Origin of the sequence: Streptomyces sp. NPDC046759, from assembly GCF_040645475.1 — a bacterium.
Lineage (GTDB): Bacteria > Actinomycetota > Actinomycetes > Streptomycetales > Streptomycetaceae > Streptomyces.
The window spans coordinates 88,974-114,715 of the sequence record NZ_JBEYYJ010000024.1 but is presented as its reverse complement, the minus strand read 5'-3'; the positions used below and the strand labels follow the sequence as shown (position 1 = coordinate 114,715).

Genomic DNA, 25,742 nt, shown 5'->3' with positions numbered 1-25,742 from the left:
TGTCGCTCGAGTGGGCCTGGTCATGACGCTGCTACGAGCCCGCACCCCCTACGTGCTCTTCGCGCGCCGGTGCCACTCGCTCCCGGGCGCCCTGCTGGAGCGGGGCCGCGGCGCAGGGGATCGCGCTGGTGCCGGTGTGTCAGGGGCCTCTCAACGCCTCCTGTGCGGGCCGAGGTTGAGCAGCACCCGGCCGAGCTGACCGGAAGTGAGGGCCGGTGTGGGCAGCGGGGGAGCGGACGGTCCGGCGCGAAGGCCGTCGAGGAGCAGGGTGAGCGGGCGGAGCCAGGCCTGCGGTGCGACCGAGGCGAGCGCGGGAACGGCCCTGCCCAGTGCTGCCAGGGTGAAGAGCAGGTCCTCGGTGGTGAGGTCCGGGCGAATGGTTCCCTGTTCCTGACCACGCCGGAGCAGTTCGTCGACGGTTTCACGGTTGTGGGCGTGGATCGCCTCCAGGGAAGCCACGCCTTCCAGGTTCGTGGTCATGAGGTCATTGGCGCCGCGGTCCGCGGCGAGGCCGGCGAACACCGTGCGCAGGTACTGCGTCAGTCCCGTCCATGCGTCCTCGGCGGTACGTGCCCGCTCGCCCGCCGCTGTGGTCTCTGTGAGCGCATCTCGGAAGACCTCGTCCACGAGCGCTGCACGGTTCGGGAAATGGCGGTAGAGGGTGGCGTTGCCCACGCCCGCCCGCCGGGCGATCTCATCGAGCGGGGCGTCCAGGCCCTGTTCGGCGAAGACCTCGCGGGCTCGGTCCGTCAGCAGCTTCCGGTTGCGCAGCGCATCGCGGCGCCCTACCGGCGGACGGTCGTCCATCGCGTCTCCCTCTTCTCGCCCTGTACCGGGGAGCGTTCCCCGGTACGGATGCTATCGTCGGCCGGGTAAGCGGGGGCCATTCCCCGTTTTGCTTCCCGCGGGCGGGGCGTCCGCGGTCGTTCACGGGGAGGGCGAAGCATGTCCGGCAGCGCACTTGTGCTCGGCGGCGGCGGGCCGGTGGGCGGGGCCTGGATGACCGGGGTGCTCGCCGGGCTCGCGGAGGCCGGGATCGATCTCGGCAGCGCCGACGTCGTGATCGGCTCCTCCGCCGGTGCCGTCTTCGGGTCCCGGCTCCGGTACGGCGTTACGGCCGCGGATTTGTACGAGCGTCAGCTCTCCGGAGCAGACGCGGTCCGTCTTCCGGTGACCGCGCGCCAGACAGCGCGCTTCCTCTGGGCGGCGCTCGGCTCCCGCAATGCCCAGCGGTCCGCCGAACGCCTTGCCCGAGCGGCCCTGAGCGCCAGGACCGGCCCGGAGTCGGACGTCTTCGACACGGTCGGTGCGCTCCTGGGGGACGCACGCGACTGGCCCGGCCGCGAGCTGCGGATCACCGCGGTCGACGTGCGGACAGGACGACTGGAGGTCTTCGACTCCGGCTCCGGAGTGACACTGCTCGAAGCGGTCGCGGCGAGCTGCGCCGTGCCCGTCGTATGGCCGCCGGTCACCGTGGCGGGCCGGCGCTGGATTGACGGCGGCAGTCGTTCGACCGCCAACCTCCAGCTCGCACGCGGGTACCGCCGGGTGCTGGCGGTCGTGCCGGTCCCCCGGGCGGTCGGGCCGCATCCGAGCGCCTCGCAGCAGGCCGACGAACTCTCCGACGGCGGGGCGCACGTCGTCCTGCTGTCCCCGGACCGGGCCGCGCGCCGCGCGATGGGCCGCAACATGGCCGACGACACACGCCGGCCGGCTGCCGCCCGCGCGGGCTACGCCCAGGCCAGTGCGCTGGCCCCTTCCGTGGCCGACGTCTGGCAGGGCTGACCCGCTTCAAAGTGCGCGATGCCGAAATCTCCTGGACCGCGGGAAAGCGGGAGCGCATCGCACAGCTGCTCCGCCGGCGTCTACGAGCCGGAGGCCGACGCCGGCATCCAGGACGTGCTTGCCGCCGACGCCGAAGACGAATGCGCGCAGCTTCACACTCTCGTTGCACACCGGACGCCTGGTCACCGGTCGGCGTCAGCGCGGTCGGCCGGGGTCAGTGACGGTGTCCGCCGCGGTGGCCGTGGCCGTCACGGCGCTGGCCGTCACCGCGGTGGTCGCCTCCGCCGTCGCGGCAGTGTTACGGCCCCAGGGGACGGCGTCGATGAAGCGGCCGTGGTCGTTGCGCAGGGTCGCGGTGTCCTCGTCGTTCTCCCACACGTAGCCCGACGATCCTGGAACAGGGTCGGGGCGGGTGTGGCGGCCGCATTCGGTGTGGACGTGGACGGCGTCCGCGACGGTCGCGGTCAGGCGACGAGCGGAAGAAGGCAACGGACACAAGGCCGCCTTGGCGGCCGTGTCCACCTGAAAGTGAGTAACGAATGGCCGCCGGGCCATGCCCCGTCTCGACCACCACAGGAGGTAAGCCTGCCTCGGGCACATCTGAGGGGTGCCGGCCCGGGCACGCCGTGCACGCGCCGTCGGCGAGTGCCGTTCCAGCATGCCCGTGGGCGGTGCGGCACCGGTTTGCTTGGCATGCGTGGCGGACCTCGCCGTCTTCCGGCCCGTCGGTTGGGTGGCCGGGGGAGGGGCTTGCCTCGGCGCAGGCCAGTGGGGACCCGGCCGTGGCCGGTGAGCCGGGCAGCCCACCGCACGGGTGCGCCCGCAGACGCGGACGGCTCCGCCCGCCTCTCCGCCCGCCTCTCCGGCCGGCGAACGGCCAAACGTTGCCCGGCGGCGGGCTGCAGCGTCTTGCTAGTGCTCCGACCACATGGCAAGGGCGACATGGACACCGCCGTACTTGAACAGATGCTGGACGAGACCTTCGGTTGTCCTGGCAGGTGGATCCGCCTGGGGAAATGAGCGGCAGAGTCCCCCTGCTATGGTGCGCCGATGTCAACGATCAAGAAGTTTCAAGTCACCTTTGACTGCGCAGAACCTGAGCGCCTCGCTCGCTTCTGGTGCGAGGTGTTGGGGTACGTCGTACCGCCGCCTCCGGAGGGGTTTGCCACGTGGGACGAGTTCAATCGTTCGCAGCCACCTGAGCAGCGGGATTCTTGGTTCGCCTGCATAGATCCCTCTGGAGTGGGCCCGCGACTGTACTTCCAGCGCGTCCCCGAAGGGAAGGCCGCCAAGAACCGGGTGCATCTTGATGTGCGGGTCGGCACCGGCCTTGTGGGTGAAGCGCGCCTCGCCGCACTTGAGGCCGAATGTGCGCGACTGGTCCCGCTCGGCGCGGTACACGTGCGAACGCTGTATGACGGCAATGATGCGTGCATCCCGATGCTGGACATCGAGGGCAACGAGTTCTGCATCGACTGAGCGTTCTCCGCGCCGCAGAGGTGGGGAGCTGAGGGCGAGCTTGTGCAGCCGAGCGATGCCGAGCACGGCGGTATGGACGCCGTCGCCTTTCGGACGGCAGTCGCGAAGGATCTTCCAGGCCTTCATGCGCGCGAAGACGTGCTCGACGTGGGCCCGCACCCTGCGGAGGGAGGCGTTGTGCTCCCCCTGCCAAGCTGGCAGTTCGGTCTGCCCGCGTTCACGGCGGCGCGGGATGAGCAGGCCGGTGCCCCGGTAGCCGCCGTCCGCGATGACCGTGGCCCGGCCGACGGCAGCCTTCGCACCGGAAAGTCCCCTCGCCTTGCAATCATTGCGGTTGCCCGTGACCGGCCGGCCGACGGCGACGACGAGTCGGCTGTCGGCGTCGATGACGACCCGGTGGTTGCTCGAGTACCGGTAGTTCTCATACTCCAGCCATAGATCGTGATCTTGCTGGTTGGGGCGTCTCACCAATGGCTGCCAGAGGGGGGAGACGGGTACGGCCACCGCTGATCATTGGTGTGTGAAGACTAGCGATCTTGCAGTGGCCGCAGGTCATAGCCCAAGTGCTGTCCCGTAAATGATCTCCGGACCGGTAGCTGCCTGCTCGCGGTGGTGGTTACTGGGCACCGCTGGCGTGGGATGGGGGCGGTGATGCTGACGCGTCAGTGCTGATTGACCGGCCAGATGGCCGCCGGATCGCAGCGGGCCGGGCACGCCAGCAAGTAGACTTCGTTGCCCAGGAACAGCCAGTAGGTGTCGGCCCTGACGCTATAGGGCTGTTCTGGCTGGCCGGGGTAGACAGCGAAGTCCATACCCTCGGGAACCTGGCAGACATACACCAAGTCCGCGCCGCATGCGCACCTGTAGTACTCGGGATCCTGTGCCCAGGACGGGGTACCGCCCACCTTGAAAGTCTGGGCCCCGACGGGGGTATCCACGAAAGGCCGCAGAGCCAGCGGCAGCGCGCACAAGGACGGTTCGGCTTCCGGGGCCGGCAGCGCCCCGCGGCTCTGAATCAGTACACACCAGAACGGAGCCGGGTACGGCGGCTGCGGAGCGTCCCAGTACTTCGGCACGAGCCGGCCATCAGCAAGCTGGGGGTCGGACGCGTCGTTGTGCGCACGGCAGTGAAAGACGAGGAGGTGGTCTCCGCCGAAAGGCTCCAGGTCCCAGGGGATGTCGAACTGGAAGAATAGAGCCATCCGCTCACCACAGAAGCACTCGGGCCAGTCCTGGGCCTGGTCGAGGAAGGGCCAGCCTCCCACCGAATTCCGCGCCGGACGGACCAGCGGTTCGGTTCCAACCTCGACTGTGTAAGCAGGCAGCACCTGCATCCTCCTCGTATTGCGTTCGAACATCCGCTCAGCCTAATAATCAAGCTGCAGATAGTGATCTTGCTGGTGAGGGCCGGTGCGGGGACGGGTACGGCCACCGTTGATCATCCTGAGTTGTGTGGACAAACGACGAGACGGTGGCCGCAGGCCCGTGAGGGAGTCGACGCTGCAGTGGAGCGTGCCCGCGCCGAAGTCAATGCTCCGGTGGTCATCCTCGGGCCCTCGTCCCCCGCGCCCTGACTCTTGCAGGACCACCCGGTGCCACAGATTGCGGAGTTTCGTTGTCGTTGCGCCGGCGTGCCGGCGGAACGGCTGGACGCCCAGGCTGCCTCAGCGCGATCACGGTGCGGCAGGCCCCGTTGAGATGGGGGCGTTTCATTTGGACCAGGGGACCGTTGGCATGGCAACGAGCTGGTCATTGCGCCGGCGAGGTGCCCCCTACCAGCTTCCGCCGGGCTGATAGGCTCCCGCTGTTGATCATGAGCATGATCATTCACTGTACGTTGAGGGAGCGGGGGCCCCGTGCGAGCGATTTCCATGACTAGGGCACTGGCGTGTGTACTGAGCGGGGCCGCACTCGCCGGGTGCGCGACCGCTGACGGCGGCGCGACGAAGTCCGCGGCCGACCTGCTCGACGAGGCGAACGGCACAATGCGCGCACTGCGTTCCGTGACCGTGGAGACGACCAATACAACGGCCCACGGCACGGTGGTGACCCGACTCAGCACTGATCTCAAGAACCGATGCAAGGCGAAGACCACTTGGGCCGAGAGCGGCAGCCTCGAACAGATCCGGATCGGCGAAACGGACTACGTCCGGCCGGACGAGACATACCTCGAGAAGTGGAGCGGCAGGAAGATCGACGGCCTCCGGCCGAAGCAGTGGGTGAAGGAACCCGTCGACGCGGCACAGCCGGATGACGGACTGGCGACGTGCACCTGGACGTTCGCCTCGTTCGGCAAGGCGAAGAAGGGCGGGGCCACTCGGATCGGCGGCCGGGAGGCGGTCGCTCTACGCGTGACGGATAAAGCAGATAAAGAGGGGACGTACACCTTCTACGTGGCCACCGAAGGTAAGCCGTACCTGCTGAGGACCGTCTACAGGGGCCGCGGAAACGTCACCACCACGTCGTTCAGCGCGTACGACGAGCCGTTCGATGTCGAGCCTCCCCCGTCGGAAGGAGTGGTGGGCGCAGGACGTTGAGCGCTAGGCAGTTTCGTTCGAATCGCCCGTCGTTGGTCCGGGTGGGCTGCCAACAGATGCGCAGTGGGCGCGGATCGCCATGAGGACGCGCACGGAGCCGGGCGGCTCAAGCCCGGAAGCCGTCCTCGGGGCGCTGAGGACGTTTTCCCTCGTCCCGTACTGGTCACTGCCCTCCTCCCACCCTTCCTTCCACCGGGTGCGCAACCAGGCGAACCAGGGTGGTTTCGGCGGCGCCTTCGGGATCGAGTAACGTCCTGGCGTGTCCATGCCTCCGGTGCCCGAGTCGCCGTACCAGACGCCCCTGTATCCCTGGGGCGCCCCGCCCCCCGTCCAGCAAGACAAGAGCCGGGTCGGCCTCATGGCTGGGATCATCGGCGGTGTCTCTCTCCTGATCGTCGCGCTCTTGGCAACGCTGGTGCTGTTCGCGAAGGAGATCAACAACAGCTATCCCCGCGCTGAGAATGCCCTGACCGTGCCGGGGACACTACTCGACGGCCGCTACACGCTGGCCAAGGACGATTCCACGACCCTGGGCCGGAAGCTGGAAAGGGGCTGGAGGTTCAGCTGGAACGCCAAGGCCGCGCATGGCGTCGTCGCGCTCTACCACCCGGGCAGCGGCGACCGGGGCGCTCTCTCCGTGACCGGCATGTACGGCCGGTTCAGGAACACCGCCGAGGTCCGTGGCCGCGTGCTGGCAGAAAACAGCGCGAACACCACCCGGGTGAAGGTGCTCGTGCCATCGAAGGATGTCACCCCGTCCGGCTCCCACATCAGGGTCAGCTGCGAGGTGCTGACCCGGACCTGGGCCGGCGGGGCGACGCTCACCTACCCGGTCTGCGCCTGGGCGGACGGCAACACCTGGGGCCGGGTGGCGTACATGACCCTGGATACCGCGATGAACGTGGACCTGAAGGCCGCCGCCAGGATGACGCTCCGGATCCGCGCTGAGATGGCGAAGCCGATCAGGTGACCGACTCGCCCCGTGCCCAGCCCAGTTCACCGGGAAGCCCGCACATTGCCTCCACTCGCAACCTACCGGCAGACACCAGCATGCTGATCAACACGGAACCGCCGCGGGCACCTGACCGACCGACACAGACGTCGCGGACATTCCTGCGGACCAGGTCGACGTCGAGCTCGACATCCCGGGCAGCGGCGACAGTGGTTCCGGCAACCACCCGGCGGCCACGGCACCTCCGTCAGCGGGGCCCACCATCAGCGTCGACGCGAGGATCGACAAGATCGTGCAGCGACACAACGTAGACCTGTCAGCCTCGCTGCGAAGACCATCACCAGCCACCCCCCTGACCACGTCGGCTGGTACATCTGGGAGACGAGTTGATGTCACACACCGGTGCACCGGTCCGCGGGGTCCTCTGTGCACTTGCCGCCGTCCTGGCCGTGGCCGGCTGCAGTTCCCACGGAGGCAGCGCCGCCGCACAGAGCCATTCAAGCCCCGCTACGAGCACATCACCCACCGCGGCGGTGCACGGCACGGCCGCTGATCCACACGGTCCGCCGGTCGCCACGACACCGAAGCTCGCCTCCGATGGCATCACCACACTGATCACCGGAACCGGAATCACAGGGAGCGCCACCTACCCGATTCCCGGGGGAATCAGAGCAGGAAGAACCGTGGCAATCGCCATCAACTGCCAGGGAGCAGGGCGACTTCACGTGCAGGTGAAGCCGACTGGTATCTCCTTTCCCCTTGTGTGCGAAGAGGGAAAGGTTTCGCCCACAATGAACGAGATTCACATGAGCAAGGACCGTGCCACGAGCTCGTTGGAGGTCACGGCCGAGCCGAAGGTCACGTGGTCGTTCGCGGTCGGATGGGATCCCCGCCCGCCCCAACAGCAGTAGTTCACTCAACCTGCGCCGCCGTCGTCATGTCACGGCCGGTCCCGCGCTCCCGCCTATCGAGTCGTTAGGCTCAGAGACATGACCATTCAGCGGATGGACAACGTCGCCATCGTCGTCGACGATCTGGACGCGGCAGTCGCCTTCTTCACCGAGCTCGGCATGGAGCTGGAAGGCAAGGCGCAGATCGAAGGCCTTTATGCGGACCGCACCGTCGGACTCGACGGCGTACGGAGCGACATCGCGGTGATGCGGACCCCGGACGGCCACAGCAAGCTGGAGCTGACGAAATACCACACACCCGCGCTGTCCGACGCCGAGCCGCGGAACCCTCCGCCCAACACGCTGGGCCTGCATCGCGTCATGTTCGCCGTCGATGACATCGACGACACCATCACCCGCCTGCGCGCCCACGGAGCCGAACTCCTCGGCGAGGTGGCGCAGTACGAGAACCTCTTCCGGCTCTGCTACCTCCGTGGCCCCGCAGGCATCATCGTCGCGCTAGCAGAACAGATTGGCTGACGCGGGCCTGCCGCGTGGAGCATGTCGACGGTCAGCACCGCTATGACGCATCAGCGATAGGGCGGCGCAGGCTGCTGTACGAGGCCGGGGATTCCGCCGACGCTCATCGCCCTGGGCACCGAGGCCGGCATCAAGGGCAGGCTTCTTCAGCACCTGCCCAGGCAAACCGCTGAAGGCAGGTCAGGCCGACGTCATCCGAGCGGGACACGCCCTGCAAGCCGTGGGCCTGCGTTCAGATGAGCTGCGATCCGCGAGATCGTCTGGGCGTTGCCCTCGAACAGATGCGCCTGCATGCCCGCCGCCTGGGCCGCCTCAACGTTCACGGCGAAATCGTCGATGAAGAGACAGCTCTCCGGCCGCACCTCCAGGCTGACGCATACGGCCTCGAAGGCACGTAGGTCCGGCTTCTCGATGCCGATCTCGTGCGAGTACACGATCCGCTCGACCAGTTCGTCGAAGCGGTACAGCGCCCTCTCCCGCTCGCGGGCACCGACGAAGCTGTTGCTCAGGATGCCGAGCCCGCAGCTTCCCTGCAGCCCTCGCACATGAGCGATGAGTTCCTCGTTAGGCGTTCCCAGGTATTCCACCCACAGATCAGCCATGAAGGCTTCGACCTGGGCCGCGTCGAGCCCCAGACGTGCTGCGACCTGCTCGTGAACCTGTCGTTCACTGATGCTCCCGACACTCCCGGCTTGCCAGACGTCGCGCATCCGCTCATGCACCGTGCCCGGCGGCGTCGCCAGCCGTTCCTCCCACCGCTGCACCCATCCCGTTTCCGGCGTGATCTCCAGCACGCCACCGACATCGAGAATGAGGCAGGTCTTGGTCACTCGAACTTCCCCTCTTCGTCCTGCCGGCAGCCGGCGACTGCACACCGCCCGCTCATGCGATCTATGGAGCCACTGTCGTCCTTTCCTCAGGGGCGACGTCAAGCGATCTTGGAACCTTGTGGCAGCCCCGTTGCCAGTCACCGACATGACTCGGCGGCTGCAGGCTGTGACCGCGACCGATTTCGGGAGGCGAGGTCCCCTCCCAGACACTCACGCCGGCGCGTGAGCCGCACTGTGAGCCGTCTGCAGCAACGTAACCCGCGCACACTTGCGCCTTCTGCCGGCTCGGCCGCGCCCGCGGAACAATTGCCCTGGTCAACAGACAGGGATGCACCTGAGCGGCGTCGAGGGGAACGAACGATGGAAAGAGAAGGGCGTCTTGGGCGTAGAGCGCTGCTTGCCTGCGGCACCTTCGCATTCGCGGGGTGCTCGTCGATGAAAGCCGCCCCGGCATCGCTTGACGCCTCACCGACGGCGCGGCCGACCACACCTGCCGCGGCATTGGCGAGACTGATGGAAGGCAACGACCGCTGGGTGAGCGGAGCCCTTCAACACCCCGACCGGGATCCGAACCGGCGTCAGTTCGTGGCCCAGGAACAGAAGCCGTTTGCGGCGATCCTCTCGTGCATCGACTCCCGAGTGCCGCCTGAACTCCTCTTCGACACCGGGCTGGGTGACCTTTACGTCATGCGTACGGGCGGGGAGGCGATCGACCCGGTGGTCACCGGTTCTGCCGAGTACGGGCCCATGACCAGTGGCACCCCCCTCATCATGGTCCTCGGTCACCAGCGTTGCGGCGCGGTCAAGGCGGCGCATGAGTCTCTTCGCGACGGTAAACCGCTGCCCGGCAACCTGCAGGCCATCGTCAAGGCTCTGCAGCCGGCATACGAGCAGGCAGCGAAGCAGGGCGGCGCCGATCCGGTCGAGACCATGGCCCGTGCCCAGGCCAAGTTGACCGCCACCGATCTGCGCTCCAACCAGGACCTCGCCCCACTGGTGGGAAAGGGCGCCCTTGCCGTGGTGGGCGCCTACTACTCGCTCGACACCGGCAAGGTGGAAGTCCTGACGGGTGCCCCTTCCTGAACCGGTCGTACGGGACAGACGAGGCGCTGGACGCCTTCGGCCTGTGAGGACTGCCCGATGTCGTCGAAACTGGTGACCATTGCGTCCCGCGGCGGCGGGGCGAGTGCCTCCCGAACCGCGGCCGACCGCGGAGTGGACGTGGCCGGTCCCTCAGATGTCTCCCGTACCCACCGACATCGATGAAGCGGACCGGCAGGCACGAGCCGACTACGTCGCGGACATGGCCAAACCCGTGGAGGACTCACCGCCACACTGCGTGACGAGCTGCGCCTGCCGGCGGGTCCGCGGCACCGGCGGCAGACGGCACGGGACACCCCTTTCAGGGCGTAGGGTTCCTCCGCCGACCGGCGGATGCGGATCGTTCGAGTGGTCGGCGCCGCGCTGCGCGAGGCCCCCAGTTCGGGCTGTTCTCGCTGCTCGGCTACAACTTCACGCCCCGCTTCCGCGACCTGGCCGATCAGCGGTTCTGGCGGGGCCGAACTGCCCGGGGCGGGGGCGGCGACTACGGGGCGCTGGAGCCGCAGGCCCGCAACCGGGTCAACCTCGCCAAGGTGACCGTGCACTGGCTGGACATGCTGCGGGTGGCCGGCTCCCTGGTGACCGGTCAGGTGCGCGCCTACGACCTGCTGCGGATGTTCGGCCGCGAGGGCCGGCCGACCCCTCTGGGCGCCGCGTTGGCCGAGTGCGGGCGCATCGCCAAGACGCCGCACCTGCTGCAGGTGGTCGACCCGGTGGACGACACCTACCGGCGGCAGATGAACCGCCGGCTCACCGTCCAGGAGTCGAGGCACAAGCTCGCCCGGGACATCTGCCACGGCAAGCGCGGGCAGATCATGCAGGTGTACCGCCAGGGCCAGGAGGACCAGCTCGGCGCGCTCGGCCTGGTGCTGAACGCCGCGGTGCTGTGGACCACCCGCTACCGGACGCCGCCGTCGAGCAGCTGCGCGCCCTGCCCGCCGAGCAGCGCGAGCACCAGGTGCTGGACGAGGACGTCGCCCTGCTCTCCCCGCTCAGGCACGCCAACTTGAACGTCCTGGGCCGCTACAGCTTCCGCGGCTCCGGTCCGGCCGGCGGCGCGGCGCGGTCCCTGCGCGACCCGGCAGAGGCCGCAGACGAGGACGATGAGGCGGGAACAACGCAGGGAGCCTTTTCAGTAGCGACCCGGAGGGGGGACGCGAGAGTGACGGTTGCTGTCTGGTATCGGGGCGAGGAAGAAGTGCGTGGTCGGCGCGACCAGGGGTTGAGTACGCCGGTCAGGCCAGTGCGGTCATATGGTCAGGGTGGTGGGTGGCGACGTCGTGGGCGGCTTGGACGAAGGCGGCGACGGCTGCGGATCGCGAGGTCTCCGGCCAGGCGACCATGACCGCGCTGGGGCTGAGGCCGGTGACCGGCCGGTATGCGATGTCCGGGCGCTGGTGCCGCTCGGTGGTGGAGCGTGACAGGAACGCCACCGCCTGCCCCAGCGCGACTACCTCCAGGAGTTGCTCGACGCTGGCCACGAGCGGCCCCTCAGGAGTGTCGGCCGGCGCCAAGCTCGTGCGGTCATCGCCTGCTTCCGCTCCGTCGCATCCGGTGTAGTAGGCGGTGGTGGAGGGGGCGGCCCCTTTCCAGCGTGGGATCGGTTCGCCCTTGAGGTCGGTCAGCCGCAGTCGCCGGCGTCCGGCCAGGCGGTGCGCGGCGGGGAGGACGGCCAGTCGCGGCTCGACCACCAGCGTCTGGCAATCCAGCCCTTGACCGTCGAACGGGCTGCGCAGCAGCGCTACGTCGGCACGGCCGTCCCGCAGCATGGCGATCGGCTCTCCACTGCCGCCGACGACGACTTCAGGCGGCGGCAGATGCGAACCCGTTCCCCGGTAGGCGGCGAGGATCTCCCGCAGCAGCCCGGCATCGCCTCCCGGTTTGACCGCCACGACGAGCTGGGGTGTCGGCTGACCGGCCCGGCGTGCTCGCCGGGCCGCCGCGTGCACCGCGTCGACGGCGATCCGGGCCTGGTCGAGCAGCACCTGACCGGCGTTGGTCAGCCTCACCTGCCGGGTGGTGCGCTCCAGCAGGCGTACCCCGAGCCGGGACTCCATCTGAGCGATCGCCTTCGACAGCGGGGGCTGCGCCATCCCCAGGCGTTGCGCGGCCCGGCTGAAGTTCAGTTCCTCGGCGACCGCGATGAAGTACCTCAGCTCCCGTACCTCCAGCTCACTCATATCTGTGGACTATAGATCCAGAGTCTTCTGGTCTTTCCCTGCCGCCCGTGGGTGAGGGGAGGCTGGATGCCATGACGAGTTCGCAGAAGACTGCTCTGATCACCGGCGCGAACAAGGGCATCGGCAAGGAAACGGCGCGCAGGCTCGCAGCCCTCGGCATGACCGTGCTGATCGGCGCCCGCAACGCCGAACGTGGCGAGGCGGCGGCCGGGGAGCTTCGCGCGGGCGGCGCCGACGTACGGTTCGTACCGCTGGACGTCACCGACGAGATCTCGGTCCAGGCCGCCGCCAAGCACATCGACGCCACGTTCGGCCGCCTCGACATCCTCGTCAACAACGCCGCGATCGCCGCCGGACCGCAAAAACCGAGTGATACCCCCGCCGCCACCGTACGGCAGGTCTACGAGACCAACGTGTTCGGCGTCATCGCGGTGACGCACGCCATGCTCCCCTTGCTCCGTCGCTCCGCCGCCGCACGCATCGTCAACATGTCCAGCGAACTCGGCTCCCTCACCCACCTGGCCGACCCGGGCAGCCCGTGGTCCGCCTACTCCTCGGTCCTCCTCCCTTACTGCACCTCGAAGAGCGCGCTGAACGCGATCACCGTGCTCTACGCCGATGAACTGCGCGCCGAAGGGATCCTCGTCAACGCGGTGAGTCCCGGCTACTGCGCGACCGACCTCAACCGTCACACCGGGATACGCACGGCGGAGGAGGGCGCGGCCGTGGCGGTCGACCTGGCGACGGCGGGCGAGGACGGCCCGACGTGCGCCTTTTTGGCCGAGGACGGGCCGATTCCCTGGTGAGACCATGCCGCGCCGTCTCCGTCCGAAGCCTGCCGGGGTGTTTTCAACCCCCGCCGTGACGATCACTGGCCTCTTGCGCGGCGCCCATCCCCACGGGCTTCACCCCACCAGCTGCGCCAGCCAGGGACGCCCGGGGTTGCACACGCTCCAGCCACACACCAAAGTGCTCCTGCCGCGCGCCGGGCCCGGCATGGGCCCGACGTTCCCGACGCAGCGGGCATCGGGGAGAGCTTCTGAAGTGGGCGTATTTCGTTGGCCTCGCAGCGTCACCACCACCTAGGGTCACCGCATCCCAGGAGGTGAGGCCGTGACCACGTACGGCACGATATTGATTCCCATGCCGCTCGAACAGGCGGCCCACGTCCTGCGCGAGGTCTGTACGGTGGGCTACGCGACCCCGGCCGGGCCGAGATTCTGCCTCGTCCATCCGGACCGGTTCGTCGACGAGAACCATGTCTTCGCGCTAGCCGGACCGATCAGCGCCGGATTGGGCGCTCCAGTACTGGCGGCCTTCCAGTACGACGGCGACCGGCTGGAGTTGGAGGTCTGGCGTGACGGAGTTCGCGCCCACCGCTACGACTCCTGGCCCGGCAGGGACGATGACGCCGCCGACGGCACACCCGTGGGCGCGGACCCCGCTGCGTTCCTGGACTTCGCCCGCGGCCCCGTGGACAGCCACCGCCTGGCCTCCGCGCTCGCGGACACCCCGATCGACGCGGAGGACATGGATGTCGACGGCGAGCCCGGGTACGTCTGGGCCCAAGCCCTGCACTGGGACGTGCTGCGCGCGCTCGGCCACCCGGAACAGGTGATCCGCCGCGCGCAGTGGGACTACTGCCACATGTGCGGCGCGCCGCAGGCACTCGCGGAGGTGCTGGACAGCACCGAGCTCGTCGTCCTGGGCACGGCCGAACGCCCGTTCTGAAGCCTCACCCGCGCACTGGAGGAGTCCTCTGACCACGAGGCGGCACGGCACACGGTGTCTGCCCGGGTCATCGCCTCGCGCTTGATCGACATAGCTGCGGCTGCACCTCAGCGCAGACCGTGATCCTGCTCAGCGCCAGATTGCGACCGCTTGGGTGTGTTGTGAACCCGCGCGTGTGACCGCGCTGATGTGGTGCGTGCGTGTCGTCGGGACTCGGTTTCACGTTTCGTCGTGGCGCATCAGGTGGCCGTCGGTGAGCCGGAGCGGGGCCGGGCGAGCCGTCTGGCGGATGCAACGGCAGGCGATCGTCAGAAATTTGGTACAGACCATTTTCATTGACATGAACACGGTTCATGCTGTTGGTCGGAGTGCACCGGCACGCCCCACACAACCATCGTGCACGAGGAAGGCCTTCGCATGCCCCGTTCCGGTACGGCCGTCCATCGGTCGCCCCTCCTGCTGAGACTGCTCACGCTGCTCGCCCTGGTCCTCGGTGTCCAGGCCGGCCCGACGCTCGCCGCCCACGCGGCCACGACGTTCAAGGTGCTCGCCTTCTACGACGGCACCTACGACGCGGCACACATCAGCTTCGATCACGAAGCCAACGCCTGGTTCCCCGAAGCCGGTGCGCAGAACGGGTTCACCTACACCGCCACCACGGACTGGAGTCAGCTCAACACGGCGAACCTGGCCAACTACCAGGTGGTCATGTTTCTCGACGACTACCCGCACAACGCGGCGCAGCAGTCCGCCTTCCAGACGTACATGGCCGGCGGCGGCGGCTTCATCGGCTTCCACGTCTCCGCGTACACCGCCGACTCGAGTGACTGGCCCTGGTATCACAACACGTTCTTGGGCACCGGCACGTTCCGGAGCAATTCCTGGGGACCGACCTCGGAGACGCTGAAGGTCGAGGACCGCGGCCATGCGGCGACCGCCGGCCTGCCGTCCACTGTCACCAGCTCTGTGAGCGAGTGGTACAGCTGGCAGTACGACCTGCGACAGAACCCCGACATCGACATCCTGGCGTCGATGGACCCGTCCACCTTCCCGGTCGGCACCGACCCCAGTCAGACCTGGTACAGCGGCTACTTCCCGATCGTGTGGACCAACCGCAACTACAGGATGGTTTACAACAACTTCGGCCACAACGCGATGGACTACTCGACGAACACCACGCTGTCGTCCACGTTCGCCAGCGCGCAGCAGAACCAGCTGCTGCTGCAGGAGATCAAGTGGGCGGCAGGGCAAGCGGGCCCGGTCACTCCGCCCGCGACGGCCACCGGCCCGATCCACGGCTACGGCGGGAAGTGCGTCGACATCGCCGGCGCGAAGACAGCCAACGGCACAGCCGTGCAGCTCTACGACTGCAACGGCACAGGCGCCCAGAACTGGACGGTGGGCAGCGACGGCACGCTGACAGCCCTTGGAAAATGCATGGACGTGACTGCCGCCGGCACCGCCGATGGAACCAAGGTGCAGCTCTACGACTGCAACGGTACTGGGTCACAGATCTGGCAGCGGGGCGCGAACGGCGCGCTTGTCAATCCGCAGTCGGGCAAGTGCCTCGACGCAACCGGCCCGAGTTCGGCCAACGGTACCCGGCTGCAGATATGGTCGTGCTCCGGAGCGGCCAACCAAAGTTGGCAACTGCCTTCCTGACGATGTGTCACGAGTAGCGGCCCGTGGTCACCGCTGGTGCGAACCAGCGGTGACGTGGCTGTCGCGGAGGCCGGCCCATCCGGTTGGTGCCCGCGAGAACTGCCCTCTGCGACGCTCTCGATCCAGCGTGCCTAACCTGGTGGGTACTGGCCGGCCTCCTCGATGGCCGACCCCGGGCGGCCACCGGCTGTTGACCGGCCTATCAGGGGCGCCAGTCGGCCTGCAGGTCGTGGGAGTCGGTCTTGGTGAGCTGGGTCAGGCCGGTTCCGTCGGCCCGTACCAGATAGAGGTGCTCGGGGTCGCCGTCGTCGGTGCCGCCTCTGGTGAAGACCAGACGGCTGCCGTCCGGGGACCACGAGGGGTTCTTGTCGTTGAGGCGGGCGTTGGTGATGCGGTGCAGTCCGGCGCCGCCGGGGCGGACGACGTACAGGTGGGCGAAGCCCGAGGAGTCCACGCGGCTGAAGGCGATCCGGTCGTTGTGCGACCAGTCGGGTGTCCAGTCGTGGGAGGCGGACCCGGTGACCGCCGTCTGGGTCAGGGTGGACAGCCGGATCCGCATCACTCTGCTGTGTCCGCCCGCGTCCGCGCGGCTGAACGCCATGTATTTACCGTCCGGGGACCACGTCGGATGGAGGTCGTCCGTCGCGTTGTGGGTGAGCCGGGTGGCGGGGGTGCCGTCGATGTCGGCGACATAGATCTCGCGCTGGGTGCCGACCGGCTTGGCGTAGGCGATCCGCTTGCCGTCCGGGGACCACGCCGGGTCGGAGGCGTCCTTGGTGCCGGGGACGGCCTTCAGGTCGCCGCCCGTGGACTTCATCGTCCAGATGCCGTCGACGGCGCCACCGGATCCGTAGCGGACGAAGGCGACCCGCTTGCCGTCCGGGGACCAGGTGGGCATCACGTCGCTCACGGTGGAGGTGTGCGTGAGGTTGACGGGCGTGCCGCCCGTGGAGGAGATCGCGTAGAGGTCTTCGACCGGTGCCGTCGCGGTGTAGCGGGCGAACACGATCGAATGGTCCCCGGCCGCTCCCGCGTCTCCTGCAGCGCCGAGGGTCAGTGGTACGGCCGTGGCGAGGGCCGTGGCCGCCACCGCCGCCAGGCGGCGAGGCGTTGCGCCGTTCCCGCCGGGCCTACCGATTCTCCGAGTTCTTCCGGCGGTTCTGCCGTTGCCGTTGCGGTGTTGTTGGCGCGTCAAGGTCTCCACCCCGTTTTCTCCCTGCGGCCCGCTGTGGGCCGCTCCGGCCGGTAAACATCTCACCCGTGGAGGCTCGGGGGAAGCGGCGGCACGTGGCGCTACGGGCCCTGTGACATGTTCCGTACATAGCTGGCACATACGACGATGCCGCGCCACTGCTTCAGGCGGTTGCTGCAGCACTCGACGGTGTTGCGCCGCTTGCAGAGCTTACGGTCGAAGGCGCCATGCCGATCGGCCACCCCGTGCGGGCCACCCGGCGTGCCTTCTCATTCGGTGCGCAGGCGTCGCCACGTCTGTTGTGGGTCGGCGCCGGTGGTGCGCCCATCCGCTGTTGTGCCTACGGGAGTCGTCGTACCAGGAGATAGGTCCGCCGGCTGGGGTGCTCGTGTTCGGCGGGTGGTGCTCGGTCGGGTCGTGCGGCGAGGGTGGCAGTTCACGAGCATCGACGGCACTGCCCGAGGCGCTGTACACGTCCGACAGGCAGGTCTGGGAGGATCTCGTGGTGACCAGCACTGATGACGCCGCCCGCCGGAGCCTTGTCCGCCGCGGCTTCGCTCTGGAGTACGCCACCCTCGGCTGGAACGCGATCGGCATCGTGGTGCTCGCCGTCGCCGCGATCGCGGCGAGGTCCGTGGCGCTGGCGGGGTTCGGTCTGGACTCCCTGATCGAGATCGGCGCTTCTACCGTGGTGATCTGGGAGCTGTTCGGTACCGGCGAGGACCGCCGGCGCCGTGCGCTGAAGCTGATCGGTGTCGGCTTCGGGCTCCTGGCGGTGTACCTGCTGATGCAGTCGACTTGGGCGCTGGCCAGCGGCTTCCGGCCCCACCACTCGCCGCTGGGTATCGGCTGGACTGCGGTGACGGCCGCGGTGATGTTCGCGCTTGCCGCCGGCAAGGCACGCACCGGCACCGCGCTGGACAACCCGGTGCTGAAGACCGAGGGACGGGTCACCCTGATCGACGGCGTGCTGGCGGCCGCCGTGCTGCTCGGCCTCCTGCTGAATTCTCTGGCCGGCCTGTGGTGGGCCGACCCGGCTGCCGGGTACGTGCTGGTCTACTACGCACTGCGGGAGGTCAAGGAAATCTTCGCCGACGAGCACTGACGACCGTGGACCGGCCAGCGGCACACCTCACGGCCCACGGTGCCGTTCTCCGGCGTGCCTGGCCCTGGGCGTGCGGAGGCGACGCACTACGCGGCCCCGGTGCTGTCGCCTCTCGTGAACATCGAACACGACGCGGCAGGAGCGCCTCCGGTGGCCTGATGTGTCCTGGGGCCAGGAGCTGCCCGGCCGATCACGCGACGCTGGGGTGCTCACATGCGGCGTGGCATGCGAACATTGCCGTACTTCGAGTTCGGCTCCTCGCGCACTGCCCCGACCAGCGCGGGCCCGCTGATCTCTCCCGGGCATCCCTGTTGCGGGTAGCCGGCGATGTCGCGGACTTTGTAGTAGGTGCACACCAGCCGGTACTCACCGGACCGCCAAGATCCGCTGCCGTACGGGAGCATCCGCTCCTCGCCACAGGCTGGGCACTGGGCCTGCGGTCGTACCAGAACCCTGGGCTCAGTGAATACGTGCGGCAGGCGTCGGTCGGCGATCGCCTGCCGCGGCAGGGTTAGTCCGTAGTACTCACCCATGACCTTGTACACATCCGACATCGTCTTATCTGAGGCGACGTCTTGGTGGACGTGGTCGGCGAGTCCGGCAGGTCGTACTGTCCAAGGCCGTGGGAAGGCCCCAGCGTTTCTCGTCCGGGTCCATGACGGCGCCCGGCTGTGCGCCCAGGTAGACAGCCAGTTCCTCATGGCCGATGCCCTTCACCATCAAGAGGGAGAAGCCTTCAGGGCCCAATTCAGCGTCTATCCATTCGATTCCGTCGCTCATGATGGAGAACGTAGCGGCCAGGTACGACAGAAGCTGCGCGTCCTTGCCTACGAGCCCAATGGCTGTCACTGCCACCCGGCGCACTGGCAGGTGATCGACGGGTTTCCGCACCGTGCGGACGGTTGGCCACGTCGGGCAGATCCGCTCCGCACGTGGACGAAGGAGCGTTGGCGAGGAACTCCCCGACCTCAATCAGCGTCATCCAGGCGCCACCTGACCGATGTTAGCCGCTATCAGGGACTCCACCAGGGCTTGCGGCGCCGCGCCCGCCCGAAGCGGGAACGCAGGCGGGGCCTGGTGGACGGGCCCAGTGGATGCGACGTCCTGCTCCAGCTCGCTGACCTGGTTATAGGAGCGCAGGTCCCACAGCTTCAGCGGCGCCGGAGCAGGAACGTGAGGGTGAGGCAGTGTCCGCAGCCGGCTCCGCGTTGACGGACTCGATCGCCTTCCACCGGCGACGGCCCACCGGCGATCCCGTGGAGGAATCCGGCCCGGCCGCCCCCGGAGTGTGCCCCCGCAGGCCGTCTACGCGTCTGCGGAATGCCGCGCAGGTCGGTCGCAGGGGGCAGCACGCCGGCCGCAGACCTGTCGGCCAGTCACAACCGGCAGGGGCTCTGGCCCACAGGGGTCGGCGAGGCTCAGCCCATGTGCGGCGGACAAGGACGCCGCGCGGCGATGACCGGTCTCGATCAGTGTGCCGTGCGTCCAGGAAGTCCGGACGTGCCCGAGATACCGGAGGTACTGGTGCCCGTGCCGCGGCACCCCTTCGGAACCGCCGGGAACGCCGTGACCGCCTCCGGCGCACCCTTGCCGCCCTCGACACGGGTGACCAGCTTGGGTGCCGCCGTGTTCGCACCCGTTATCCGCGCCACGATGCCGGCGTCAGCGGGCAGCGAGGGGTGGTTCTTGTCCAGCGGCATGAGCACCGGCCGCTCCTTGCCGTCGTCGTAGATGGACGTGAAGGAGACCCGGGGCCCTGTGGGGCGGTTGCTCATGTGCGCCAGGGTGCCCGCCCCGATGGACTGCACGCGGGTCGCGGTGCACTTGTCCGCCGGGGGCTCACCGCCCGTGGCGGCTTGCGGGCCGAAGGAGGTGATGATGCCGTCCGCGCTCAGCACGACGTAGATCGCCTTGCCGCCCGGGTCGACGATCTCCTCCCCGGCGTAGACGTGGGACAGCGTGCCGTGGCCGTCGTCGACCGCGTGTGTCTGAAGGGTCAGGAACGCACCGCCCGCGGGCCGTTTCAGTTTCGCCCGCCACTGGTTCTTGCCGGTCTGCTCGACGATCGCGGTATAGCCACGGGCGATCGTGAACGTGCCGGGCCCGCGGAACTGGTTCTTGCCCGAGACGGCGATCCAGGACCCGAAGTGCCCCTGCGGGGTGAGGAACATGTACTCGCCGTTGTCCTGGAGCGCCACCGTCTCACCGTTCGCGTCGATGACGCTGGTGCCGTAGTAGGTGACGATCCGGCCCCAGTAGTGGGAGGCCGAGACACGGTAGATCTCCACGAATCCGCCCCCGGAGGCGAGCTGCTCGGTACGGACCATGGTGCCGCCCGGGTTCTGCCCGGCCACGACACCCTGATGCGCGGCGGCGAACGCGGCAGGCGCCGGGGCGAGGAGGACGGAGGCGACGACGGCGGTGGCAGCGAGGACCACGCGCGGGGTACGGCGCTTGATGGCTAACGACATGCCTGTTGCAACTCACTTTCAGTGAAGGAACGTTGTGTATGTCCGCACCTGCCCGCCCCTCCGAGGTGGGGGGACTGAACCGGGCAGGGAGGCTGTGAAGAACCCTAGGAACCCCTGTTCACCGACACGTCATTCTCATGTCATGACCACGTGACCCGACCTCACGTCACCCCGCCGCGGTCACACCCCGCTGACCTGCCACTTCCGCGCACGAGTCACCCTTCTGCACCAAATGTGCAAGTCTTTCTCCCTATCGCACAACCATTCCATCGAAAAACTCATCAACCCCTCTGTGTCACGGAACGGCTGCCGGTCACTGCGCCGGCGCACGCAGGCTCGGGGTCGGGTGACCGCTTGCCCTGTCGGCCGGCTTCCGGAACGACGCGGTCAGGCTTTCAGCAGAGCGCACCGCAGCGGGGCGTGTCGTCCCGGGAGCATCGGACTGTCACCGTCAGTCACGCCGGCCGCCAGGGAGCAGATGCACCAGCACCGTCGCGACGACCGCCGCGGTCATGGTGGCCAGGGACGCCATGGCAAGGGCGTGACCGGCAGCGTGTGTCCGGTCGGCGCTCGGGTGGCCGAAAGCGGCGAAGAACACGGCGCCTATCGCCGCGACGCCGAGCGCGGCGCCGATCTGCTGGGCCGTCGACAGCACCCCGGAGGCGATGCCTGCGTCCCTGGGTTCGATGCGCGCGAGGACGACGTTCATCGCGGGGGTGATGAGCAGGCCGCCACCGATGCTCTGCAGCATCAGCGTCGGAATGACTACGACGGGCTTGAACGGGGCCCCGCCGAGCAGCACGATCGCGGTGGCGGCGTATCCGGCGACGAGGATCACCGCCCCGATCTCCAGGATGCGGCGGCCGTGCCGTGGCACCAGCCGGCTGGCGATCATGCTGAAGCTGAAGAACATGATGGCAGCCGGGGTGTAGACGAGGCCTGCCTTGAGCGCGGACAGTTTGAGACCGTCCTGGAGTGAGATCGACAGCACCAGGTAATAGGACGTCACCACCGTGTAGACGGCCAGAACCAGAAGTACGCCGATGCCGAACGAGCGGGTCCGGAACAGGTGGACCCGGACCAAAGGGTCGCCTCCTGTGGCGCCGATCCGCTGTTCGACGGCCACGAAGAAGGCGAAGGCGAACCCGCTGCCGGCCAGGCAGATCCATGTCCATGTCGGCCATCCGTCCTGCCGCCCCTGGATGAGCGGGAAGACGAGCAGGAACAGGGCGAGACTGAGGATGAGGACACCGGGAACATCGAGTTTGCGCACACCGGTCGCCCGGGACTCGGGCAATCGCCGGGCGGCCAGCCAGATCGTCGCCACCCCGATCGGGACGTTGATCCAGAACACCGGCCGCCAGGTGGAGCCGAAGAGGTCGGCGCCGATCAGCAGCCCGCCCACCAACTGGCCGCTGATGGTGGCGACACCCATCACGACGCCGAGCACGCCGAAGACGCGGTGTCGTCTCGAAGCGGGGACCAGCACCGTGATGGCGGCGAACACCTGCGGCAGCATCACCGCTGCGCCGAGGCCCTGGACCAGTCGGGCGACGACGAGGACGATCGTGGTCGGTGCCGCAGCGCACGCGACCGAGGCCACGGTGAAGACGGCCATCTCGGTGATGAACATGCGTCTGCGGCCGAAAAGGTCGCCCAGGCGGCCGCCGGTGATGAGGAGCACGGCGTAAGTGAGCTGATACCCGGCCAGGATCCATTGGAGCTGTCCGGCGGACGCTTTGAGTCCGGCCTGAATCGCGGGCCCGGCGACGATGACGATGAACCCGTCGAGGATCGCCATGAACGCGCCGACCAGGACGATGGACACGGCGAACCAGGGCACGGCTGCAGACGGTGCGCGCTCGGCGGCGGGGAGGTCTACGGAGGCTTCAGCGTTGCTCACGACAGACCTCCGAGCACACCGGCCAGTCCCTTGACGACTTCGGCGGCCATGACGGCCTGACCTGCGGCGGCGAAGTGGATGCCGTCCGCGCTCAACAAGTCGGCGCGGTCATTGACCGGGTGATCCCACATGTCCACCAGCACGGCGCCGTACGCGCGGGCCAGGTCCCGAGTGATGGCGTTGGTGGTATGGATCCTGTCGTCCCAGTCCGGGAAGGCGGGGACCTGAAAGGCGCGGCCGAGAGTGAACACGGTCAGCTGCGCACCGGTGGCCGTGGCGGCGTCGAAGACGCGCCGCAGGGTTCGTTCGATCAGTGCGTAGTCGGGTTGCGGGCGGAACAGGTCGTTTGCGCCGCACGGCACATGAACCAGATCCGGATGGAAGTCGGCCAGCCGCGGCGCCTGTGCCGCCAGGGCTCGTGCGGTCGTCGCCCCGACCTCGGCGATGTTCCAGTAGGCCAGGCCGGGGTGGATCCGGCGTAGCACGCCGGCGACGCGGTCGGCCCAGCCGCCGGCAGCGTATCCGGGGCGGGGGTCGCCGGTCCCGGCCGAGAGGCTGTCGCCGATGACGGCGAACCGGCGCCAAGGAGCGTCGGCGAGCAGCTCTACGGCGCGGTCCGCAGGCAGGCAGAACGGGTCAGATTTCTCGGTCGCAGCTCTGGTCGTCTGAGTCACACATCAACAGTACGACCGATCGTACGTATTGTTCAAGCGTGGCAGGATGGAGCCATGAACGAGCTGCACAGGGCTGAGACTCCGGGACGCACGGACCTCCGTTTGGTCCGTGGCGACCGGACTCGCAAGGCGATCACTCGTCACGCCGCCGACGTGGCCTCCCTGGAAGGGCTGTCCGGGCTGAGCATCGGCCGGCTGGCCACCGACCTGGGTCTGAGCAAGAGCGGGGTGCAGACCCTGTTCGGGACGAAGGAAAAGCTCCAACTCGCCACCGTCGAAGCGGCCCGTGAGGCGTTCCTGGACGAAGTGGTGGGCCCGGCTCTGACGTCCCCTCCCGGCGCCGAACGACTGCGTTCCCTGACGGAACACTGGATCGCCTACGCGAGTGCGCCGCTCTTCCCCGGTGGCTGCTTCTGGGCGGCGAGCCTCCCCGACTTCGACAGCCGCCCCGGCCCGGTCCGCGACGCGCTGGCCCAGCAGCGTCGGGACTGGCTGGCCCTGCTCGCGGGCGAGTTCCGTCGTGCCGTCGAGACCGGGCAGATCGCAGAAGCCGACGCCGAGCTCGCCGCGTTCCAGATCGACGCGGTCCTCCTCGGAACCAACACCGCCTTGCGACTCGGGGACGCCGCGGCGGCGGATGTGGCCCGCCGGGTCGTTGACGGTTTCCTGACCCCTGGTTGAGGCGCCGGCCAGAGGCACCGCAAGAACCCCTGGTGGGCGAGTTCGCCCTGGAGGCTTGGGCAGCGCCGGCCCGCACGCCGCGGTACAAACCCGACGCGGTGACGGTGGTGCCGGGTGTCGACCCCACCGTGCCGGCGGCGCGTATCGACACCACCGCGCCGGGCGCCTCCGTCAAGGACGGTTTCCGACGCGGCCGATGCGCCGGACACGCTGCGCGCCCGGGCCCGGGCCCGGGCCTGGGCCTCGGCTAGGGGCGACGGGGACGGTAACGCGGACCCCGACCACGGCGTCGGCCGGACATCGTTCGCGATGACCGCGGGTACGACCTCGACAAGTGCCGTCGCCTGGTGGGGAAGCCCGGCGTGAGGCCGCTGGTCACCCGGCGAGGCGCCGAGCACGCTTCCGGACTGGGTGCTCAACGCCCGGTTGTCGACCGCGACTTCGCCCACCTGCACGGGTTCCGCCGCCTGCGGACCCGCTGGCAGGTCCGCGACACGGGCTGGGAGCTCACGGGCGGGAGCTCACCCACCCATTCGTTCCTGGGCGGCCATGACCTCATCGCCGTGCTCGAAGGCCCAAGCGCCGAATGCGTCGATCGGGCCGAGCAACGTCCGCCCCAGAGCGCTGAGTTCGTACTCGACACGAGGCGGCGCTTCGGCATAGGCATGCCGTGTCACCAGCCCGTTGAACTCCAGCCGCCGCAGCGTCTCGGTCAGGACCTTGGGACTGATGCCGCCGATGCGCTCGCGTAGTTCGCCGGGACGTTTGGGGCCGTCCCGCAGAACCCAGATCAGCACGGGGTTCCAGGTGTTGGAGAGGAGGTCGAAGGCCAGGCGGGCACGGCAGTCAGCGAGGTAGGCGTCGGTCGTCACGTACCAAATGGTGCCCGACGGGTTTCCTAGTGTCGTCCCGGAAGCGGTTGGAGCAGATACGGACAGGGGTGTATCGATGAAGATCGGTGTGCTGGGAACGGGGAACATGGCCGACGCACTGGCCACCCAGTGGGTGCGGGCCGGACACGAGGTGTTCGTCGGAGGCCGGGACGAGCAGAAGGCCCAGCGGCTCGCGACGCGCATAGGCGGTACGGGGCACGGGAGTCTGCGGTCGGCGGCCGGCTTCGGCGAGGTGGTGCTCGCAGCGCTGCCGTACGGCGCGGGAGCGGACACCGTCAGAGAGCATCAGTCGGCACTGCAGGGGAAGGTTCTGCTCGACTGCGCCAATCCCGTCGGGCCCGGCTTCCGGCTACTGACGGAAGGCGGCCCCTCGGCCGCGCGCCGACTGGCTGCGGCGGCACCGGGCGTGCATGTCGTCAAAGCGTTCAACCTCTGTCACGAGGAGGTGTGGCGCATGACCCCGCCCGTGTTCGACGGGCAGCCCTTGACCGTTCCGATCTGCGGGGACGACGAGGCGGCACTCGCACTGGCACGCAAGCTGGTGCGGGACACGGGCTGCGAACCGGTGGCCGGGGGCGGGCTGGACCGCGCCGGGCTGCTGGAGGCGACCGCCGCACTGTTCATCGGACTGTGGGTGGGGGAGCGGGCGGACGTACGGGCGATCGCGCCGCCACTGGCCTATGCCACAGGCCCACGAGCCGAGAGTGCTTGAGCTCTTCGTTCGTGCTCTGGGTCGTGTCCGCAAAGCCAGGGCAGCCACAGTCGTAGGCGGGGCCGGGGGCGGCCGTCCCTTGAACGAGTGACGTGGAGCGTGCACTGGTCTGGCGGGTGGGAAGTCTCTTGCCTGTCCGCATGTCCGGCGTCTCTCCTCACCGAGAGGGAATCACCATGATGTCTGTCCGCCGCATCTTGACCGTTGCAGCAGTGAGCGCGCTGCTTTCCCTGGGAGGGATCGTCCCCGCCACAGCCGCCCAGGCACGGGACACCGACGACATCACCGACGGTCTTCTCGAACGACCCGTCAGCACCCTTGTGGGCTATCCCCTCGGACTGTCCCTCGGAATCTGAAGCCGCCGCCCGGTGTGCTGCGTCCCGCACCGGCCGGGGTCCGGTCAGCCACTGGTCCGCGCCCGTGC

Annotated in this window: 25 protein-coding genes and 2 pseudogenes; 15 read left to right on the top strand and 12 right to left on the bottom strand. The window is 68.6% G+C overall.

Annotated features, from left to right (window positions below; translation table 11 throughout):
- Positions 1 to 150: 150 nt before the first annotated feature.
- On the bottom strand, positions 151 to 807 hold the full coding sequence (locus tag ABZ919_RS28980; RefSeq protein ID WP_361253335.1) for a TetR family transcriptional regulator: 657 nt from the start codon (positions 805 to 807) through the stop codon (positions 151 to 153).
- Positions 808 to 945: 138 nt separating this feature from the next.
- Between ABZ919_RS28980 and ABZ919_RS28975 the strand changes: the two genes are divergently transcribed.
- Complete coding sequence (locus tag ABZ919_RS28975; protein ID WP_361253333.1) at positions 946 to 1,785, top strand: patatin-like phospholipase family protein; 840 nt, start codon at positions 946 to 948, stop codon at positions 1,783 to 1,785.
- Positions 1,786 to 1,980: 195 nt separating this feature from the next.
- Here ABZ919_RS28975 and ABZ919_RS28970 read toward each other — a convergent pair whose 3' ends face one another.
- On the bottom strand, positions 1,981 to 2,307 hold the full coding sequence (locus tag ABZ919_RS28970; RefSeq protein ID WP_361253331.1) for a hypothetical protein: 327 nt from the start codon (positions 2,305 to 2,307) through the stop codon (positions 1,981 to 1,983).
- Positions 2,308 to 2,835: 528 nt separating this feature from the next.
- Here ABZ919_RS28970 and ABZ919_RS28965 point away from each other — a divergent pair.
- Complete coding sequence (locus ABZ919_RS28965; protein WP_361253405.1) at positions 2,836 to 3,264, top strand: VOC family protein; 429 nt, start codon at positions 2,836 to 2,838, stop codon at positions 3,262 to 3,264.
- 27 nt (positions 3,265 to 3,291) lie between these two features.
- On the opposite strand, the pseudogene ABZ919_RS28960 reads toward ABZ919_RS28965, so the two are convergent.
- Together ABZ919_RS28960 and ABZ919_RS28955 are read right to left on the bottom strand one after the other, a co-directional pair.
- A pseudogene (locus ABZ919_RS28960) lies at positions 3,292 to 3,687 on the bottom strand (transposase); the annotation flags it as partial.
- Positions 3,688 to 3,926: 239 nt separating this feature from the next.
- Positions 3,927 to 4,622 (bottom strand): hypothetical protein, encoded by a 696-nt coding sequence (locus ABZ919_RS28955; protein WP_361253329.1) that lies wholly within the window; start codon positions 4,620 to 4,622, stop codon positions 3,927 to 3,929.
- Positions 4,623 to 5,267: 645 nt separating this feature from the next.
- Here ABZ919_RS28955 and ABZ919_RS28950 point away from each other — a divergent pair.
- The 4 genes from ABZ919_RS28950 to ABZ919_RS28935 all read left to right on the top strand — a co-directional run bounded on the left by ABZ919_RS28950 (position 5,268) and on the right by ABZ919_RS28935 (position 8,183).
- On the top strand, positions 5,268 to 5,801 hold the full coding sequence (locus ABZ919_RS28950) for a hypothetical protein (protein WP_361253327.1): 534 nt from the start codon (positions 5,268 to 5,270) through the stop codon (positions 5,799 to 5,801).
- A gap of 79 nt (positions 5,802 to 5,880) precedes the next feature.
- Positions 5,881 to 6,051 (top strand): hypothetical protein, encoded by a 171-nt coding sequence (locus ABZ919_RS28945; RefSeq protein ID WP_361253325.1) that lies wholly within the window; start codon positions 5,881 to 5,883, stop codon positions 6,049 to 6,051.
- A gap of 24 nt (positions 6,052 to 6,075) precedes the next feature.
- The gene (locus tag ABZ919_RS28940; protein ID WP_361253324.1) at positions 6,076 to 6,771 is read left to right on the top strand and encodes a hypothetical protein; all 696 of its coding nucleotides are present in this window, start codon (positions 6,076 to 6,078) and stop codon (positions 6,769 to 6,771) included.
- Positions 6,772 to 7,742: 971 nt separating this feature from the next.
- Positions 7,743 to 8,183, top strand: coding sequence for a VOC family protein (locus ABZ919_RS28935; RefSeq protein WP_361253322.1), 441 nt, complete (start codon positions 7,743 to 7,745; stop codon positions 8,181 to 8,183).
- A gap of 191 nt (positions 8,184 to 8,374) precedes the next feature.
- Here the strand turns inward: ABZ919_RS28935 and ABZ919_RS28930 are convergent, their stop codons facing one another.
- Positions 8,375 to 9,013, bottom strand: a complete 639-nt coding sequence (locus ABZ919_RS28930) for an HAD-IA family hydrolase (RefSeq protein ID WP_361253320.1) — start codon at positions 9,011 to 9,013, stop codon at positions 8,375 to 8,377.
- A 435-nt stretch (positions 9,014 to 9,448) separates the two neighbouring features.
- Here ABZ919_RS28930 and ABZ919_RS28925 point away from each other — a divergent pair, with 435 nt between their 5' ends.
- Entirely contained in the window at positions 9,449 to 10,096 is a 648-nt protein-coding gene (locus ABZ919_RS28925) for a carbonic anhydrase (protein WP_361253318.1), read from the top strand.
- A gap of 398 nt (positions 10,097 to 10,494) precedes the next feature.
- Positions 10,495 to 11,042 (top strand): annotated as a pseudogene (locus ABZ919_RS28920) (Tn3 family transposase); the annotation flags it as partial.
- A 307-nt stretch (positions 11,043 to 11,349) separates the two neighbouring features.
- On the opposite strand, the gene ABZ919_RS28915 reads toward ABZ919_RS28920, so the two are convergent.
- Positions 11,350 to 12,294, bottom strand: a complete 945-nt coding sequence (locus ABZ919_RS28915; protein WP_361253316.1) for a LysR family transcriptional regulator — start codon at positions 12,292 to 12,294, stop codon at positions 11,350 to 11,352.
- A gap of 71 nt (positions 12,295 to 12,365) precedes the next feature.
- Here ABZ919_RS28915 and ABZ919_RS28910 point away from each other — a divergent pair, with 71 nt between their 5' ends.
- From ABZ919_RS28910 to ABZ919_RS28900, 3 genes are all read left to right on the top strand, one after another.
- Positions 12,366 to 13,100 carry an SDR family oxidoreductase gene (locus ABZ919_RS28910; RefSeq protein ID WP_361253314.1) on the top strand — a complete coding sequence of 245 codons (735 nt, stop codon included), beginning with the start codon at positions 12,366 to 12,368 and terminating at the stop codon, positions 13,098 to 13,100.
- Between the two features lie 307 nt (positions 13,101 to 13,407).
- Positions 13,408 to 14,025 carry a hypothetical protein gene (locus tag ABZ919_RS28905; protein ID WP_361253312.1) on the top strand — a complete coding sequence of 206 codons (618 nt, stop codon included), beginning with the start codon at positions 13,408 to 13,410 and terminating at the stop codon, positions 14,023 to 14,025.
- A gap of 417 nt (positions 14,026 to 14,442) precedes the next feature.
- Positions 14,443 to 15,687, top strand: coding sequence for a ThuA domain-containing protein (locus ABZ919_RS28900; RefSeq protein ID WP_361253403.1), 1,245 nt, complete (start codon positions 14,443 to 14,445; stop codon positions 15,685 to 15,687).
- Between the two features lie 202 nt (positions 15,688 to 15,889).
- On the opposite strand, the gene ABZ919_RS28895 is transcribed toward ABZ919_RS28900, so the two are convergent.
- Positions 15,890 to 16,777, bottom strand: coding sequence for a hypothetical protein (locus ABZ919_RS28895; protein ID WP_361253310.1), 888 nt, complete (start codon positions 16,775 to 16,777; stop codon positions 15,890 to 15,892).
- 607 nt (positions 16,778 to 17,384) lie between these two features.
- On the opposite strand from ABZ919_RS28895, the gene ABZ919_RS28890 reads away from it, so the two are divergent.
- Positions 17,385 to 17,984, top strand: coding sequence for a cation transporter (locus ABZ919_RS28890; RefSeq protein WP_361253308.1), 600 nt, complete (start codon positions 17,385 to 17,387; stop codon positions 17,982 to 17,984).
- A 209-nt stretch (positions 17,985 to 18,193) separates the two neighbouring features.
- On the opposite strand, the gene ABZ919_RS28885 is transcribed toward ABZ919_RS28890, so the two are convergent.
- The 4 genes from ABZ919_RS28885 to ABZ919_RS28870 all read right to left on the bottom strand — a co-directional run bounded on the left by ABZ919_RS28885 (position 18,194) and on the right by ABZ919_RS28870 (position 23,032).
- Positions 18,194 to 18,538: a hypothetical protein gene (locus ABZ919_RS28885; protein WP_361253307.1), complete on the bottom strand. Its 345-nt coding sequence runs from the start codon at positions 18,536 to 18,538 to the stop codon at positions 18,194 to 18,196.
- 915 nt (positions 18,539 to 19,453) lie between these two features.
- Positions 19,454 to 20,455, bottom strand: a complete 1,002-nt coding sequence (locus tag ABZ919_RS28880) for a hypothetical protein (RefSeq protein WP_361253305.1) — start codon at positions 20,453 to 20,455, stop codon at positions 19,454 to 19,456.
- A 451-nt stretch (positions 20,456 to 20,906) separates the two neighbouring features.
- A complete protein-coding gene (locus ABZ919_RS28875) occupies positions 20,907 to 22,358 on the bottom strand; it encodes an MFS transporter (RefSeq protein ID WP_361253303.1) in 1,452 nt (483 codons plus the stop codon).
- The gene (locus ABZ919_RS28870) at positions 22,355 to 23,032 is read right to left on the bottom strand and encodes an SGNH/GDSL hydrolase family protein (RefSeq protein WP_361253301.1); all 678 of its coding nucleotides are present in this window, start codon (positions 23,030 to 23,032) and stop codon (positions 22,355 to 22,357) included. Before ABZ919_RS28870 ends, ABZ919_RS28875 begins: the two co-directional genes overlap by 4 nt.
- 54 nt (positions 23,033 to 23,086) lie before the next feature.
- Between ABZ919_RS28870 and ABZ919_RS28865 the strand changes: the two genes are divergently transcribed.
- On the top strand, positions 23,087 to 23,713 hold the full coding sequence (locus tag ABZ919_RS28865; protein WP_361253299.1) for a TetR/AcrR family transcriptional regulator: 627 nt from the start codon (positions 23,087 to 23,089) through the stop codon (positions 23,711 to 23,713).
- A gap of 521 nt (positions 23,714 to 24,234) precedes the next feature.
- On the opposite strand, the gene ABZ919_RS28860 is transcribed toward ABZ919_RS28865, so the two are convergent.
- Complete coding sequence (locus ABZ919_RS28860; RefSeq protein ID WP_361253297.1) at positions 24,235 to 24,585, bottom strand: helix-turn-helix domain-containing protein; 351 nt, start codon at positions 24,583 to 24,585, stop codon at positions 24,235 to 24,237.
- Between the two features lie 76 nt (positions 24,586 to 24,661).
- On the opposite strand from ABZ919_RS28860, the gene ABZ919_RS28855 reads away from it, so the two are divergent.
- On the top strand, positions 24,662 to 25,318 hold the full coding sequence (locus tag ABZ919_RS28855) for an NAD(P)-binding domain-containing protein (RefSeq protein WP_361253295.1): 657 nt from the start codon (positions 24,662 to 24,664) through the stop codon (positions 25,316 to 25,318).
- 212 nt (positions 25,319 to 25,530) lie between these two features.
- On the top strand, positions 25,531 to 25,674 hold the full coding sequence (locus ABZ919_RS28850; RefSeq protein WP_361253293.1) for a hypothetical protein: 144 nt from the start codon (positions 25,531 to 25,533) through the stop codon (positions 25,672 to 25,674).
- Positions 25,675 to 25,742: the final 68 nt, after the last annotated feature.